This is a genomic window from Streptosporangium longisporum (genome assembly GCF_039534895.1).
Lineage (GTDB): Bacteria > Actinomycetota > Actinomycetes > Streptosporangiales > Streptosporangiaceae > Streptosporangium > Streptosporangium longisporum.
On record NZ_BAAAWD010000002.1, the window covers coordinates 394,865 to 410,626 of the forward strand.

General features: G+C 72.2%; 10 protein-coding genes. 3 read left to right on the forward strand and 7 right to left on the reverse strand.

Translation table 11 applies throughout. The features are described from left to right. The first annotated feature begins 78 nt into the window (after positions 1-78). From ABD832_RS02230 to ABD832_RS02240, 3 genes are read left to right on the forward strand one after another with little or no spacing between them, the layout of a single operon-like run. Positions 79-4,494 (forward strand): amino acid adenylation domain-containing protein, encoded by a 4,416-nt coding sequence (locus tag ABD832_RS02230; protein ID WP_344887417.1) that lies wholly within the window; start codon positions 79-81, stop codon positions 4,492-4,494. Between the two features lie 4 nt (positions 4,495-4,498). After that, the gene (locus ABD832_RS02235; protein ID WP_344887419.1) at positions 4,499-6,412 is read left to right on the forward strand and encodes a condensation domain-containing protein; all 1,914 of its coding nucleotides are present in this window, start codon (positions 4,499-4,501) and stop codon (positions 6,410-6,412) included. Then, positions 6,409-7,857, forward strand: a complete 1,449-nt coding sequence (locus ABD832_RS02240) for an amino acid adenylation domain-containing protein (protein WP_344887421.1) — start codon at positions 6,409-6,411, stop codon at positions 7,855-7,857. The genes ABD832_RS02235 and ABD832_RS02240 overlap by 4 nt, the downstream gene beginning before the upstream one ends. On the opposite strand, the gene vioC is transcribed toward ABD832_RS02240, so the two are convergent. Genes vioC through ABD832_RS02275 form a run of 7 tightly spaced genes read right to left on the reverse strand, consistent with a single transcriptional unit; the run spans position 7,851 to position 15,759 of the window. Beyond that, positions 7,851-8,879: an arginine beta-hydroxylase, Fe(II)/alpha-ketoglutarate-dependent gene (vioC, locus tag ABD832_RS02245; protein WP_344887423.1), complete on the reverse strand. Its 1,029-nt coding sequence runs from the start codon at positions 8,877-8,879 to the stop codon at positions 7,851-7,853. The genes ABD832_RS02240 and vioC overlap by 7 nt on opposite strands. Continuing rightward, entirely contained in the window at positions 8,872-9,288 is a 417-nt protein-coding gene (locus ABD832_RS02250; RefSeq protein WP_344887425.1) for an SRPBCC family protein, read from the reverse strand. The genes vioC and ABD832_RS02250 overlap by 8 nt, the downstream gene beginning before the upstream one ends. Continuing rightward, positions 9,272-12,943, reverse strand: a complete 3,672-nt coding sequence (locus ABD832_RS02255) for a condensation domain-containing protein (RefSeq protein WP_344887426.1) — start codon at positions 12,941-12,943, stop codon at positions 9,272-9,274. The genes ABD832_RS02250 and ABD832_RS02255 overlap by 17 nt, the downstream gene beginning before the upstream one ends. A gap of 3 nt (positions 12,944-12,946) precedes the next feature. Further along, on the reverse strand, positions 12,947-13,663 hold the full coding sequence (locus ABD832_RS02260; protein ID WP_344887428.1) for a thioesterase II family protein: 717 nt from the start codon (positions 13,661-13,663) through the stop codon (positions 12,947-12,949). Position 13,664: 1 nt separating this feature from the next. After that, positions 13,665-13,856: an MbtH family protein gene (locus ABD832_RS02265; protein ID WP_344887430.1), complete on the reverse strand. Its 192-nt coding sequence runs from the start codon at positions 13,854-13,856 to the stop codon at positions 13,665-13,667. A gap of 51 nt (positions 13,857-13,907) precedes the next feature. Further along, entirely contained in the window at positions 13,908-14,669 is a 762-nt protein-coding gene (locus tag ABD832_RS02270) for a PhzF family phenazine biosynthesis protein (protein ID WP_344887432.1), read from the reverse strand. Beyond that, positions 14,650-15,759, reverse strand: a complete 1,110-nt coding sequence (locus ABD832_RS02275; protein WP_344887434.1) for a fatty acid desaturase — start codon at positions 15,757-15,759, stop codon at positions 14,650-14,652. The genes ABD832_RS02270 and ABD832_RS02275 overlap by 20 nt, the downstream gene beginning before the upstream one ends. Positions 15,760-15,762: the final 3 nt, after the last annotated feature.

Genomic DNA, 15,762 nt, shown 5'->3' on the forward strand with positions numbered 1-15,762 from the left:
TTCCGGCGGGGCGACGCCCCTCTTCATGTGACATCTCAGCCCGCGGTGCCGTCGGTACGTTCGTGGTCCGGAGGTACGATGCGACGCGATCTTCCTGACTTCCCGACGTCCGCCGACGCGACCACCCTGGCCGAGCTGCTGCGCTGGCGGGCCAGGCGTCAACCGGAGCGCGTCGGCTTCGTGTTCCTGGGCGACGACCACGGCGGCGAGCGGCCGGTGACCTACGCGCACCTGGACCGGAGGGCCCGGGCGATCGCCGGTGAACTCCGGCGCGCCGGGGTCGGCCCGGGCGATCGGGTACTGCTTCTCTACCCGCCCGGTGAGGACTTCCTCACCTCCTTCCTCGGCTGCATGTACGCCGGCGCGGTGGCGGTACCCACGTTCCCGCCCGACCCGCTGCGGCTGGAGCGGACGCTGCCCCGCCTGCTGACGATCGTGGCGGACGCGCGGCCCGCCGCGCTGCTGACCGTCGCGGCCCTGCTCCCCCTGGCGGGCGACCTGCCCCTGGGGGGCCTGGCCTGGATCGCGACCGACACCGCGCCGGACGACGCGGACGAATGGGCCGGACCCGGAGCCGACGCCTCCGCGCTGGCCCTTCTGCAGTACACCTCGGGCTCCACCGCCGAGCCGAAGGGCGTGATGCTCACCCACGGCAACCTGCTGCACAACTCGGCGCTCGTCCAGGAGCTCTTCGGCACCGACGCGGCCATGCGCGGGCTGAGCTGGTTGCCGCCCTACCACGACATGGGTCTCATCGGCGGGCTCCTGCAGCCGCTGTTCGCCGGGTTCCCCATGTGGCTGATGTCCCCGGTCGACTTCCTGCGCCGTCCGGCGAGCTGGCTGGAGGCGATGTCGCGGCTGGAGCTGACGCTGAGCGGCGGGCCGAACTTCGCCTACGACCTGTGCGTCAGGAAGACCACGCCGGAGCAGCGGGAACGGCTCGACCTGAGCGCGTGGCGGGTGGCCTTCAACGGGGCCGAGCCGATCCGGCGCGCCACCCTGGCGCGGTTCGCCGAGGCGTTCGCGCCTGCCGGTTTCCGTCCTGAGGCGTTCTTCCCGTGCTACGGCCTGGCCGAGGCCACGCTCATGGTGAGCGGCGGCTTCGCCCCCGCCTCCGGGCAGGGCCCGGTCGGCTGCGGGCGTGGCGGCGCCGGCCAGGAGGTACGGATCGTCGATCCGGTGACCGCGCTGCCGTGCCCGGAGGGGCACGAGGGCGAGGTGTGGCTGCGCGGGCCGAGCGTGGCCGGAGGGTACTGGAACCGGCCGCTGGAGAGCCGGGAGGTGTTCCAGGCCGTGCCGGCGGACGGCGGCGGGCCGTACCTGCGGACCGGGGATCTGGGAAGGCTCGCCGGTGGCGAGCTGACCATCACGGGCCGACTCAAGGACCTGATCATCGTCAGGGGCCGCAACCACTACCCGCAGGACCTGGAGGCCACCGCCGAGCGGGCCCATCCCCTCCTGCGGCCGGGCTGTGGGGCGGCGTTCACCCTGGAGCACGACGAGCCCGCGGTCGTGCACGAGGTCGCGCGGGACGCCGATGACGTGGACGTCGCGGAGGTGGCGCGGGCGGTCAGGACCCTGGTGGCCGGGGAACACGGTCTGCACGTCGGGCTGGTGGTGCTGATCCGGGCCGGCTCCCTGCCCAAGACCACCAGCGGCAAGGTGCGCCGGCGGGTCTGCCGGGACCTGCTGCTGTCCGGGGAGCTGCCCGAGATCGGCCGCAGCTCGATCGACCTGGAGACCTGTCTGCGCGAGCAGGCCGCCGCCGTCTGCGGGCTGCCCGCCTCGGACATCGCCCGCGAGCTCCCCCTGCTGGCCCTGGGCATGGACTCGCTCGCCGCCCAGGAGCTGAGCCGGCGGGTTCAGGACGAGCTGGGGGTACGGCTCCCGCTGGGTGACCTCCTCGGCGGCGCCTCCCTGGCCGACGTCGCCTCCCTTGCCGCCGATCTCCCGCTCCCGGTACCCGCCGGCGAGCCGATCGCCGGGGAGTCCGGCGACTCCGGATCATCGGAGGCTCCTCGGGTGTCGCGGGGGCAGCGGAGCCTGTGGTTCCTGCACCGGCTCGAACCGGAGAGCACGGCCTACACCACGGCGGCCGCGTTCCGGCTGGACGGGCGGCTGGACGCGGAGGCGCTGCGACGAGCCCACGACCGCCTCCTGCGGCGGCATCCGGCGCTGCGGACCGTCTTCGCCGAACGGGACGGCGAGCCGGTGCCGGTCGTCCGACCGGCCGACCCGGACTCCTTCTCGGTGTCGGAACTCGCGGAGACGGAGCTGGCGGCCCGGCTCGAGGCCGACGCGAACCGGCCGTTCGACCTCGCCTGTGGCCCACCGGCCCGGTTGCACCTGTACCGGCTCGCGAAGGACGCGCACGTGCTGCTGTTCGTCGCGCATCACATCGTGACCGACTTCTGGTCCACGATGATCCTCGGCCGGGAGCTGGAGGCGCTGTACGCCGAGGAGACCGGCGGCCCGGCCGCCGGGTTGCCCGCCCTGGAGCCCGGTCCGGCCGGCGTGCCGTCCCAGCAGGAGGAGCAGGCGGACGGCGAAGAGCGGCCCTTGCTCAGCGGCCCGGGCGGGATCCGCAGGTTCGGGATCGGTGCGTCGCTGACCGCCGGGCTGGTACGCCGCGCGGCGGCGGAGGGGGTGACGCCCAGCGTCTTCCTGCTCACCGCCTACCAGGCGCTGCTGCACCGGCTCACCGGCCGGGACGACCTGGCGGTCGGCGTCCCCTTCGCGGCTCGCACGCGGCCTCACCTGGCCGGTCTCGTCGGTTACCTCATGAACCCGGCGCCGATCCGAAGTCAGGCCCGAGACACCTTCCGCGAGCTGCTGGCCCAGACCAGGGACCGGGTGCTCGGCATGCTGGAGCGTCAGGACCACCGCGACGCGGCCCGGTTCCGGACGATGTTCGTCTTCAACCAGCCGGCCGCCGCCGACGCCGCGGCCTTCCCGGCGTTGCTGCTCGGTCACGCCGGCGTCCGGCGCCTGTTCGGCGGGCTGCGGGCCGAGTCGATCCCGGTCGGCCTGCGCGAGTGCGCCATGGATCTGGAGTTGTCGCTCACCGCGCTCGACGGCGACGTCCACGGCTGCCTCCGCTTCCGGACCGACGCCTTCGACGAGGACGCGGCGGATCGGTTCGTCCGGCACTTCACGGCCCTGCTCGAGGCGGTGGTCGCCGACCCCGGCGCCGCACTGGGTTCGGTCCCGTCCGCCACCGCCGGGGAGCGCACCCGCCTGCTCGGCGGGTGGAGCACCGGCGGACCCGCGCCGGACGTCGGACTTCCGGTGTCCCGGCTCGTGGAGGAGCAGGCACTTCGCTCGCCGTACGCGACGGCCGTCGTGGCGGGTGGCGAGTCGCTGTCCTACCTGGAGCTGGATCAGCACGCCAACCGGCTCGCGCACCTGCTGCGCGCCAGGGGCGTCGGCCCCCGCGGCCGGGTCGGTATCTGCCTGGACCGCGGCTCCGGCATGGTGGTGGCGATGCTCGCGATCGGCCGGGCCGGCGCGGCGTACGTGCCGATCGATCCGCTGAGCCCGGCCGACCGTGTCGCCGCCGTCTTCGCCGACGCCGGTGTGGACGCCGTGGTGAGCGAGGAGGCGCTCACCGGAAGGCTTCGGGGCGTCACCGCTTCGCTGGTGCTGCTCGACGCGGATCGGCCGGAGATCCTCGGCCACCCGGTGACGGCGCTGCCACCGCCCGCGCTGGACGATCCGGCCTATGTCGTCTACACCTCGGGCACGAGCGGGACGCCGAAAGGGGTGGAGGTCCCGCACCGCGCGCTGTCGTCCTTCACCCGGCAGGCCGCCGAGCTGTACGGCATCGGCCCGGACGACCGGGTGCTGCAGTTCGCCTCGATCGGGTTCGACGCCAGCGTCGAGGAGATCTATCCCACCCTCGCCCGTGGCGCGCGCCTGGTGCTGCGCACGGACCGGATGCTGGCCGACCCGGGCATGTTCCTGGCCGCCTGCGCGGCACAGGGGGTGACCGTGCTCGATCTGCCGACGGCGTTCTGGCACGAGCTCGTCGACGCGCTGGGCACACCGGGGACACCGGACACACCGGACACACCGGGGACACCGGGGACACCGGGGACACCGGGGACACCGGAAACGCTGCCCGCCGCGATCCGGCTCGTCATCATCGGCGGCGAGAAGGCGTTGCCGGAGCGGGTCGCGGCGTGGCATGCCGCGGTCGGCGACCGTGTCCGGCTGGTCAACACCTACGGTCCCACCGAGGCGACCGTCGTCGCGACCAGCCACGAGCTCGACCGGCCGGGCCGTGAGGTCCCCATCGGCCGTCCGCTGGCGGGGGTCCGCGCCTACGTGCTCGACGTCGCATGCCGGCCCGTGCCGATCGGCCTGACCGGTGAGCTGTATCTCGGCGGCGCCGGGCTGGCCCACGGCTATCTGAACCGCCCCGGCCTGACCGCGGAGCGGTTCGTCGCCGATCCCTTCGGCCCCCCCCGGAGGGCGGCTCTACCGCACCGGTGACCTGGTGCGGCACCGGTCCGACGGCACGCTGGTCTTCGTGGCCCGCTCCGACCGGCAGATCAAGCTGAGCGGTTACCGCGTGGAGCCGGGCGAGGTCGAGGCGGCGCTGCGCGAACTGGACGGCGTCACCGACGCCGCCGTGGTACGGGACGGACGGTCCCTGCTCGCCTACGTGGTGCCGGAGACGTGCGTGGCCGACGAGCTGCGGGCGGCGCTGCACGCCGTCCTGCCCGGCTACATGGTCCCGGCCCGGTACGTGCCGCTGCCCGCATTGCCGCGAACCCTCAACGGCAAGACGGATCTCGGCGCGCTGCCCCGGCCGCCGGTGTCGCGGCCGGGCGTCCAGGAGCCGTTCCGCACGCCGCAGGAGCGTGCGCTGGCGGAGATCTGGCGTGAGGTGCTCGACGTGGAGGAGATCGCCAGGACCGACGACTTCTTCGCGGTGGGGGGACACTCCCTGTCCGCGACCAAGATGCTGGCGCGGGTGAGCGACGTCCTCGGTCTCGACCTGCCGCTCCGGGCGGTGTTCGAGACCCCCGTCCTGGCCGAGCTGGCGGACCGGCTTCGCCACGCGCCGCAGGCCCTGTCCCGGCGGGTGCCCCCCGCGCCGCGGGACCGGCCGCTGCCGTTGTCGTTCGTCCAGGAGCGGATCTGGTTCCTGCAGCAGCTCGAACCGGAGAGCACCACCTACAACGTGCCGCGTGCCCTGCGCCTGCGGGGCCGGCTCGACGTGGCGGCGATCGCCAGGACCCTGGACGATCTGGAGGTCCGTCACGAGATCCTGCGGACGACCTTCCCCGAGATCGACGGCGAACCCTTCCAGGAGATCGGCGAGCCGCGCGGAATCCCGCTGACCGTCGTCGACGGCGACGAGGGCCTGCTCCATGAGTTCATCCTCGCGGCCGGGCAGGAGCCCTTCGACCTGGCGAAGGGTCCCCTGCTGCGGGTCACGCTGGTCCGCCTGGCGGCCGATGACCACGTCCTGGTCGTGGTGGAGCACCACATGGTCCACGACGGGTGGGCCCAGGGAGTGTTCCTGCGCGACTTCCTGGAGCTCTACCAGGCCCATGCCGGCGGCCGGCCGCCCTGCCTGCCCGAGCTGCCCGTCCAGTACGCCGACTTCGCCGCCTGGCAGCGGCGGACCTTCCAGGGCGAGCGGCTGCGGTCCCTGACCGACTTCTGGCGGGCACGGCTGCGCGGCGCGCCGACGCTGCTGTCGGTACCCGGCGACCGGCCCCGCCCCGAGGTACTGGGCTCACGCGGCGGGGAGGAGACCCTCTTCATCGAGGGGCCGCTCGCCCGGCGACTGCGCGAGTACGGCCGGGACCACGACGCCACCCTGTTCATGGTGATGCTCGCGGCCTTCGCCGTGCTGCTGCGCGAACGCAGCGGGCAGGAGGACATCGTGGTGGGCAGCGGCATCGCCAACCGGCAGCGCCCCGAACTGGAGAACCTGCTCGGAATGATCATCAACACGGTCCTGCTGCGCGTCGACCTCTCCGGCCGCACGAGCTTTCCCGAGGTGCTGGAGCAGGTGCGGGAGGTCTGCCTGGAGGCCTACGCCCACCAGGACATGCCGTTCGAGAAGCTGGTGGAGAGCCTGCGTCCCCCGCGCAGCCTCAGCCACACCCCGCTCTTCCAGGTGATGTTCAACTTCCTCGACACGCCGATGCCGTCCCTGGTGGTTCCCGGCCTCGACGTCGAGGTGCTGAACGCCCACAACCGCTCCTCGAAGTTCGACCTGAACGTGGTGGTCATCCCGCACGCCGGGCAGCGTCTGGGCCTGGTGTCGGGGCCGGACGCGCCGGAGCGGATCGCGGTGCTGCTGGAGTACAACACCGACCTGTTCACCGTGGCCACCGTCCGCGGCCTGCTGGCCGAGTACCTGGAGATCCTCACCGAAAGCGTCATGCCATGACATCGTTGCCCGCCCTGTTCCTGGCGACCTGCGCCGAGCACCCGGAGAGGCCGGCGGTCACCTGCGGCCCGCGGACCCTGTCGTACCGCGAGCTGGCCGACGCGGCCGGAAGCCTGGCGGCCGAGCTCGGACGCCGCGGTGTGGGCAGGGGTGAACTCGTCGGCGTGCGCGTGGCCCGATCCGTCGACGTCGCGGTGGCCGTGCTCGGCGTCATGCTGGCCGGGGCGGCCTACGTGCCGCTCGACCCGCGCTACCCGGCCGGACGCCTGCGTCTCATGACCGAGGAGTGCCGTATCTCCCATGTCGTGGGCGACTCCGTGCCGGTCTGGGGCCACCCGCCCGCGGTCGTCCCACCAACCCTGCACACGGACGACACGGCGTACGTGATCTACACTTCCGGCTCCACCGGGCGGCCCAAGGGCTGCGTCGTGACCCACGGCAACGTGCTGAGCCTGCTGGAGGCCGCGCTGCCGCTCTTCGACATCGGCCCGGACGACCGGTGGGCCCTGTTCCACTCGGTCAACTTCGACCTGTCGGTGTGGGAGATGTGGGGTGCGCTGGCCACCGGCGGCACGGTGGTCGTGGTGGACGAGGACGCCTCCCTCGACCCGGGCGAACTCATCGGCCTGCTGATCCGGGAGCGGGTCACCGTGCTGAACCAGGTCCCCTCGGTCTTCCGCATGCTGGCCGAGGCGCACGAGGACGAGGGACGCCCGCCTCTGCCGCTCCGTTACCTCATCTTCGGCGGTGACGCCGTCGACCTGGAGGGCACCGCGCGTTTCCTGGCGGGACTGCCACCCGGCGCCGGACCCGTCGCGGTCAACATGTACGGCATCACCGAGACGACCGTGCACGCGACCTTCAAGGAGCTCGACCCGGCCACCCTGCACGGCGCCAACCCCTCACCGATCGGCAGGCCCCTGCCCAACCTGGGCATCACGCTGCGCGACCCGGACGGGTCCGAGGTGCCGGACGGCGAGGCGGGGGAGATCTGGGTGTCCGGAGCCGGTGTGGCCGCGGGCTACCTGGGCCGCGACGAGCTGACCGCCGAACGCTTCGTCGTGGTGGACGGGGTACGCCACTACCGCTCGGGCGACCTGGCCCGGCGGGTGCCCGGCGGGGAGCTGCAGTACCTGAGCCGGATCGACCGCCAGGTGAAGCTGCGCGGGATGCGCATCGAGCTGCCGGAGATCGAGGTCGTCCTGCGCGCCTGCGCCGGCGTGCGGGACGCGGCGGTGCTGCTGGAGACCGACGACGCCGTGGGCGAGCTGCTGGTGGCCTACGTCGCGGCCGGCGACGCGTTCGACCTCGGGCGGGCCCGGGCCGAGTGTGCCCGGGTCCTGCCCTCCCACATGGTGCCCACCAGGTTCGAGCGGCTGGCCACGCTGCCGTTGTCACCGTCGGGCAAGGTGGACCACCGGGCTCTGAGCGGGTCCGCTCAGTAGATGACGCGGTGGTCGGCCGCCGGCCGCCACCCGCGTGAACCGCGGAGGTTGCGGGTGATGTTGAGCCGCTTGAGCCACCGGTCCGAACCGTCGTAACGCGGCCGGAACGACTTACGGCCGTGCACGGCGCGGAAGTTGTCGATGAACACCACATCTCCCGGCCGCAGGCTCACGCTCCGCGTCCTGGCCTCGATCTGCGCGCACAGGGCTTCGAACGCGCGCAGCGAACGATCCGGCCAGCCCTCGGTCTTCATGTGGTAGGGATCGAGCGCCATGTAGGGGTCGAGGCTGTCGCCGAAGAGGATCGGCCGCTTGACCGGGTCGTCGTTCCAGGACTGGATGAGCTCGAAGCTGCGGATCCGGAGCCGGTCCACCACCGGATCCCCGGTGGACCGCCGGGCGTTCTGCGGCTGGTGGGAGTTGTCCGGCATCTGGGTGAACTCCGGCTCGAACAACGCCGCGACGTCGAGCGAGGACCAGTCGAGGTCACCGGCGTCACAGACGGTCGTCTCCACCGCGTCCGGATTCTTCAGGCACATGAGCGCCACGTAGTCGCCGCGGCACGGGTGAAAGGCGTCCTCGGTGTGCCAGGAGAGGTGTTGCAGGCTGTTGGAGCCGATCTCGTAGTTCTCGTGTCCCTTGATCGGGAGCACGTCGTGCATGATCCGGCCGTCCTGCTGGGTGGCCCAGCCGAAGACGTCGCCCAGGACGGACGCGCACAGCAGGAAGAAGACCTCCTGGGTGAAGGCCGGCGAGCCGTACTGGCTGTCGCGCCAGTGCTCGGGGGTGGGGCCGAGCAGCTCCTCGTCCATCGCCAGGCCGGACAGCACGCACAGGGCGGAGGGCTCGCCGAGCCGGAACTCCTCCAGGAACTCCACCAGAGGTGTCGGCAGGGACCTGGCCAGCACCCTGGCCCTCCGGATCAGCCCGGTGTCCTCGATGGTGTCGTACGCCTCGGCGATCTCGGCGAGCAGCGGCGCGAGCTGCGCCCGGTCCTGCGGCGTCAACGTGAGTTCATGCACGGTACAGCTCCTCCACATGTTTCTTGGCCCCGTCCAGCTCGGCCCGCATCCACTCGAGTTGCTCGGCGTACTCCTCGGCGGAGTCACCCGGCGACTTCACGTTCGTCATGATCAGCTCACTCCCCCGGTGGTTGGCGGTGACCCGATAGGGGATGAGGACCTCGGTGCCGTCCGGGAGGATCACCTTGTGGTCCAGCAGGAGCAGCTCCCGGTGGAAAAGGCTGGAGAGCACGACGGGGCCCTGCGGGCCGGTGACGTCGTAGGTCGTCTCCGACGTCCGTTCGACGGCGAGGGCGAAGGGTGAGAACCGTGGCCAGCCCTCGACATCGGACACGACCCGCCAGACGAACTCCGGCGGGGCCTCGATCGACACACTGTAGGTGTCCGACCGCTCAGTGCGGCACTCCATGCGCGTCCTCCTCGATTCTGGCGGCGAGCTCTCGCAGCGACGGGTTGGCGAACAGGTCGCGGACCGGCACCTGGACGCCGAAGGCGTCGTCGATGCGGGCGATGAGCCGGGTGGCGTGGAGCGAGCTGCCGCCCAGGCCGAAGAGGTCGCCGCCGACACCGGCCTGCTCCGCGCCGAGCAGGTCGGCCACCGTGGCGGCGAGCCAGCGTTCGGTCTCGGTGACCGGCGGCAGGTGGGGCACCTCGGCCGCACCTGCCGCCGGGAGGGGTGCCCCGGCCGGCTCGACGGCGAGCGAGACCCGCTCGGTGTCCAGCGCGAGCGCGGAGGCGAAGCTCCCGGCATGTTCGGCGTGGGTCAGGACCAGGCCGGGCGCCGGCTCCCCCGGGGCGACCTGGACGGCCTGCCCTCCCACCTTCCAGACGGCCAGCAGGGCGGTGACGAGGTCCGCGCCGGGTGGCAGGCAGAGGGCGACCCGGTCGCCGGAGCCGGTGCCGGTCCGCCGCATCCGGTTGGCGAGCCGGCCGGCGGCCGCGTCGAGCTGCCGGTGCGTCCACCGGGTGCCGTCGCCGTCGACCAGGGCCACCTCGCCTTCGGCCGGGTGCCGCGCCAGCAGGTCGGTGTCCCGCAGCGCTCGGTCGCGTTCGGCGGCCGTCAGGATCTCGATGTCGCCGACGCGGGCACCGGGTGCGGCGACGGCCTCACCGAGCGCGGTGAGGTAGTGGCCGGCGAACCGGTCGATCCGGTCGGCCTCGAACAGGTCGGTGGAGTACTCGACCGACAGCGGGAGGGTGCCGTCGGGCGAGTCCGAGACGTCGACGGAGATGTCGTAGAGGGCGTAGCGCTCGGGAACGACGATGGGCTCGATGCTCACCTCCCCGAGCGCGAGGTCGGTCTCGCCGATGGCGCGCGGCAGAAGGGTCAGGCCGATCTGGAACAGCGGGTTGCGTCCGGCGGCCCGCTCCGGCCGTAACGCGTCGACGACCAGGCTGAACGGCACGTCCTGGTGCGCGGTGGCGTTCAGGATGGTGTCGTGGCAGCGGCGGACCAGTTCGCCGAAGGTGGGGTCGCCGTCGAGGGAGGTCCGCAGGACCAGGGTGTTGCCGAAGAATCCGACCAGGGGCTCGATGTCGGCCCGGGTCCGGCCCGAGAAGATGGAGCCGATCGGCAGGTCGCGCTGCCCGGTGTAGCGGTGCAGCACGACCAGCAGCGCGGCCTGCAGCACCGCCAGCAGGGAGACCCCGTGTTCTCGCGCGCAGGCGCGCACCGCGGCGCTCAGGTCTTCGGACGTCTGCCGTTCGATGGTGTCGCCGCCGCCGGTGGGCCGGTCGGGACGCGGCCGGTCGGTGGGAAAGGGCACGACGGGCAACCCGGCCAGGGTCTCCCGCCAGTAGCCGAGCCGGCGTTCCAGCTCGGCCCCGCTCAACCGGCGGCGCTGCCAGGCGGCGTAGTCGGCCGGTTGTATCGGCAGCGGTTCCAGGTCCGCCTCGCCTCCGCCCGCGTACAGGGCCGACAGCTCACCGCCGAGCACGGCGGCCGACCAGCCGTCGGCCACGATGTGGTGGAAGACCAGTACCAGTGCGTGCTCGTCCGGGGCGAGCCTGGCCAGCGCGTACCGGAACACCGGTCCCCGCGCCAGGTCGAACGGCCTGGCGCACTCGTCGGCGGCCCACCGCTCGACCTGATCTGCGGGAAGGTCGATCGGTTCCAGGCGCACGACCGGCGGCGGGTCGATCACCTGGCGCGGCAGCCCGCCCTGGTTCAGGAACCTGGTGCGCAGCGCCTCGTGCCGCGTCACGAGGCCGTGCAGGGCCCGTTCCAGCACCCCGACGTCCAGGCGGCCGCGGATCCGCAACGGGAACGGGATGTGGTACACGGTCGAGGCGGGGTCGTACTGGTTCATGAACCAGACGGCCTCCTGCTGGAAGGTGCAGGCCAGCGCGCCGTCGCGAGGCACCGGGACGGGACCGGTGTCCAGCGCCGCCCGCCTGGCGCGTTTGCCGGCCAGCCGGCGTTCCAGTTCGGTGATCTCTTTGTCCAGCTCGTCGTCCGGTCCCGTGTCCGGCCCCTTGTCCGGCCCGCCGGAGTCGAGGAGTGCCTGGGCCAGTCTCCGGACGCTGGGATGGGTCGCGAGCATTCCGACACTCGCCCCGTCGATGCGGCTGACCACCCGGACCGCGGCGAAGGAGTCGCCCCCCAGGTCGAAGAAGCTCGCGGTGGGATCGACGTCCGTCGTGCCGAGGACCTCGCCGAAGACCTCCGCGACCTTCTCCTCCAGCCGTGCGGCCTGCGCGCTGAGCGGCTCGGTCTCCACCGCGGAGACGACGGGGGCGACCGGCGTGACGGCGTCGGGACCGGCCGCCGTGACCACGGACGAGAGACGGTCGGCGCTCGCCATCGTCTCGAAGACGGCGTACAGGCGCGCCAGGACGTCGTCGACGAAACCCTCGTCGAAGCGTTCGCGGTGGATCAGGACCTGCAGTTCGGAGACCGGCTGCGGCGCGACCGTCAGCGTCAACGGGAAACTGATCTTGTCGTACAGGGCGTCCCGGCGGAACGCGGGTGCCCCCGCTCGTCCGGCACCCGCGGGGCCGACCGCCAGGGCGGCGTTCTCCAGGACGACCAGGCTCTCGAAGAGCGCCCGGCCCGGCGTACCCGCCCATGCCTTGATGTCGGCCAGCGGCGTGTACTCGTACCGGCGCATCTGCGCGTAACGATCCTGGATGTCGCGTAGCCATTCGCCCACGTCGCCGTCGTCGGGAACGCTCACCCGCACCGGCAGCGTGTTGGCGAACAGCCCGACCATCCGCTCGACCTGGGGCAGCTCGGCGGGCCTGCCGGAGCTGGTGGAGCCGAAGATCACGTCGGACCGGCCGGTGTAGCGCCGCAGCACCACCGCCCACGCCCCCTGCACCAGCGTGCCGAACGTGACGCGGTGACGGGCCGCCGCCTCCCTCAGCCCCCTGCCGAGCCGCTCGGGCAGGTCCACCGTCCGGCGGCTGACGTCCCCGGTGCCGCGCCGCGGATCCCACGGCCGCAGCACGGCCAGGCGGCTGGGCGTGACGCCGGCGAGCGTGCGCGTCCAGAAGTCCCTGGTCGCCTCCGGGTCCTGTCGCTGCAGCCAGGCGATGTAGTCGCGGTAGGGCGGCGGGTCCGGCGGGGTGGGACCGCCGCCGAACCGGGCCATGACCTCGGTCATGACGACCGCCACCGACCAGCCGTCCAGCAGAAGGTGGTGGTAGGTCCACGTCAGGCTGTGCCGGTCCTCCCCGAGCCGGACCACGTGCAGGCGCTGCAGCGGCGCGGCCGTCAGATCGAACCCGGCCGCCCGGTCCTCGGCGTGCAGCCGTTCGAGCCGTTCACGCTGCCCTGCGGGATCCATCCCCGTCCAGTCGTGCCGGTGCACGGGCAGCGTCACGTCCCGGTGGACGACCTGAAGGGGCTTGTCGAGCCCTTCCCAGTGGAAGGACGTGCGCAGCGAGGGATGGGCCTGCAGGACGGCCTGCCAGGTCCGTTCCAGGGCCTGGTGGTCGAGCGGCCCCTCCACCTCGTACATGTGCTGGCTGAGGTACATGTCGGCGGCGCCGTCATGCGTGCTGTGCAGCAGCATGCCCTGCTGGAGCGGTGAGAGTTCGTAGATGTCCTCGACGTCGCCCATGCCCTACTCCCTTTTCGAACCGGCCTGCAGGGTCTCCAGGAGCTCGTCCGGAGCGTCCTGGAACCGGTGGTGCCACCCGGGGAGGACCAGGAAGGCGGTGTCGCCGCATTCGGCCCACCCCTTCATCTCCTCGGGCCTCACCTCGGTGTCCTCGCTCCATCCGATGGCGGTGATCGGGCACGCGAGCCGTACGGGATCCGGCACCAGATAGCGCCGGCTCACCTCGACGTCCGTGCGGAGGATCTTGAGATAGATGGCGACCAGCTCGGGGTGCGGCGTGTTGCCCTGCTCCCGGATGGACTCCTCCAGCTCCGCCCGCAGCTCGGCGTCGCTCATGGTGAGCATCCGCCCCACCGGCCCGTCCTGCGGTGCCAGCTGCGAGGAGACGAACAGGGACGCCGGAGGCCGCCCGGTCCGCTCCAGCCGGACGGCGACCTCGTACGCCGCGTAGGCCGACCAGCAGTGCCCGAACAAGGCGAAGGGCACGTCCAGGTACGGCCACAGACCGTCGATCATGGCGTCGGCCAGCTCCTGGAACGTGTCGGGCATCGGGTTGTCGAAGCGGCTCAGCCTGCCCGGCAGCTCGACCGGCAGGAACTCCGTGGAGTTCCGCTCCTGTGGCCAGGCACCGAACACGCTGGTGCCGCATCCCGCGTGCGGGAGGCAGAACACCCGTCCGGCCGCGTAGGGCGAGGGCTCACGTTCCAGCCAGAGCGTCATGTCAGCGCGCGCTCAGCGGACGCAGATCGGTCCAGGTGCGCTCCACGTATTCCAGGCACGCCTCGCGGGAGTCCTCACCGTGGACCACGCGCCAGCCCGCGGGCACGGTGAGGTGGCCCGGCCAGAGCGAGTGCTGTTCCTCGTCGTTGACCAGCACCAGGAAGCCACCATCGGGATTGTCGAACGGGTTCACGCCACGGTCTCCTTGGAGGGGTTGCGAAACGGGATGGAGGCGGACACGCCGTTACCGGGGCACCGCCGTGCCGAGCACGCGCACGCGGTCGCCGGCCAGTGTCATCTCCAGACGTCCGCCGCGCTGGGACAGCTGCAGCGCGGTGAGCCGGGTACGGCCCAGTCTTTCCGCCCAGTACGGCGCGAGCTTGCAGTGCGCGGTGACGCACACCTGGTCCTCGTTCACGCCGAGGGCCGGGAAGAAGGTCCGCGACACGAAGTCCACATCGGACGAGGCTCGCGCGGTCACGATGTGACCGCGGAACGGCTGGGTGGCCAGCGCCGCGAAGTCGGGCCGGACGGCGGACACGGCCTGCACCGAGTCCACCTCGACCAGGATGTCGTCGCTGGAGACCGCGCAGCGTACCGCGGTGGTCCCCAGCGCCTCCAGCAGCCCGGCGGGCGGCTCACACGGCACCGGTGGTACCGCCTGCAGCTCGATGGCCACCAGGTCGCCGTCGCGCTCGGCGCGCAGGACGCCGTTGTCGGAGACGAAGGTGAGCCGTTTGACGCCGCTGTCCCGGTCGAACAGGTGGCGGGCGCTGGCGATGGTGGCGTGGCCGCAGAGATTGATCTCCTTGTACGGGGTGAACCAGCGCACCCGGTACTCGTCCGGCGCGGCGGCCGGGACCACGAAGGCCGTCGTCGGCAGGCCGATCCGATGCGCCTTCCCCTGCATCGCCTCCTCGGCCGGGAACGCCTCCGCGACCACGACCGCGGCCGGGTTCCCGGCGAAGCTCTCATCGGCGAAGGTGTCAACCACGTGGAACCGCATGCGCGGGGAGCTCCTCCCAGGTGCGGAAGACGCGGTCGATGGCCTGGCCCATCCCCCACACCTCCTGGTACGGCGGGCCTTCCGGTCCGTTGTCGATGTCCCGCTGCCGCGCGTAGGCCGCGATGGTCCACTCCTGCGTGGTGGGATAGCGGTGGTGGTAGTCGTGGTTGGGCAGGTCGCCCACGACCACGAGGAGCCGCGACGGCAGGTGGTAGAAGAGGGTCAGCGCGATCCAGCGGACCCACGCCCACGGCCCGTCTCCCTTGGCCGGCACGGGACCGCCGCAGAAACGGGCGGAGGTGTTGGCCGCGGTGTAGAAGCGGTGGCCGTACTCGGCCTTGCGCGGCGCCAGCCACTCGTGTTCGCCGAGCCGGTCCAGCAACGCGCTCAGCTGGGCGAACGCGATGACGGGGAGGACGAACGCGAGCAGCAGCACCAGCAGGCCGTTGGGGAACCAGAACGGCAGCGACAGCCACCAGCCGAACCAGATCGCGAAGACCACCCGCCGCAGGTGGCCGCCCCGCAGGTTGCTGGCGATCCGGCCGGCGAATCCCTTCCAGTAGAAGACCGGCGAGAGGAAGACCGTCCACGCGCGCCGCCAGAGCCGGGCCCGGGACATCCCCGGCAGGAATCCCAGGGCGGCGAGGAACTGCACCGGCGGGTCCACCTCGGTCGCGAAGACCTCGCGCCGGTGGTGGTTGTCGAAGTGTTCCTCCTTGAAGTCGCCGAAGGTGTGGAAGACGCTCAGGACCGTGACGGCCTCGCCCCAGAACCGGTCGCCGGCCGCCCGGCCCGAGAACCGCCGGTGCAGCGCCTGGTGCGCGATGACCAGGACCATCATGCGGGCCCCGGCCAGCGTGAGGACCCAGCCGGCCACCAGGGCGGCGATCCAGTAGGCGGGCATCGTGGCCACGGCGGCGGTCGAGACCGCAAGACCGGCCAGGAACAGCGTCAGGGTCACGGCCAGGTACGAGGCCCATGTATGACGCAGCAACGGCTGCTGTCCGGGCAGCGCCTTACCGGTCTGCCAGGTCCAGAAATGCTGCGTCCATGACGGGAAGCGAAGATACGTGGCGCGAACGTCCTGCACGGC

Excerpts from the sequence above, each read along its gene's own strand:
- ABD832_RS02240 (WP_344887421.1), top strand. The coding sequence starts at position 6,409 with ATGACATCGTTGCCCGCCCTGTTCCTGGCGACCTGCGCCGAGCACCCG.
- ABD832_RS02260 (WP_344887428.1), bottom strand. The coding sequence starts at position 13,663 with ATGACGCTCTGGCTGGAACGTGAGCCCTCGCCCTACGCGGCCGGACGG.
- ABD832_RS02230 (WP_344887417.1), top strand. The coding sequence starts at position 79 with ATGCGACGCGATCTTCCTGACTTCCCGACGTCCGCCGACGCGACCACC.
- ABD832_RS02250 (WP_344887425.1), bottom strand. The coding sequence starts at position 9,288 with ATGGAGTGCCGCACTGAGCGGTCGGACACCTACAGTGTGTCGATCGAG.
- ABD832_RS02255 (WP_344887426.1), bottom strand. The coding sequence starts at position 12,943 with ATGGGCGACGTCGAGGACATCTACGAACTCTCACCGCTCCAGCAGGGC.
- ABD832_RS02270 (WP_344887432.1), bottom strand. The coding sequence starts at position 14,669 with ATGCGGTTCCACGTGGTTGACACCTTCGCCGATGAGAGCTTCGCCGGG.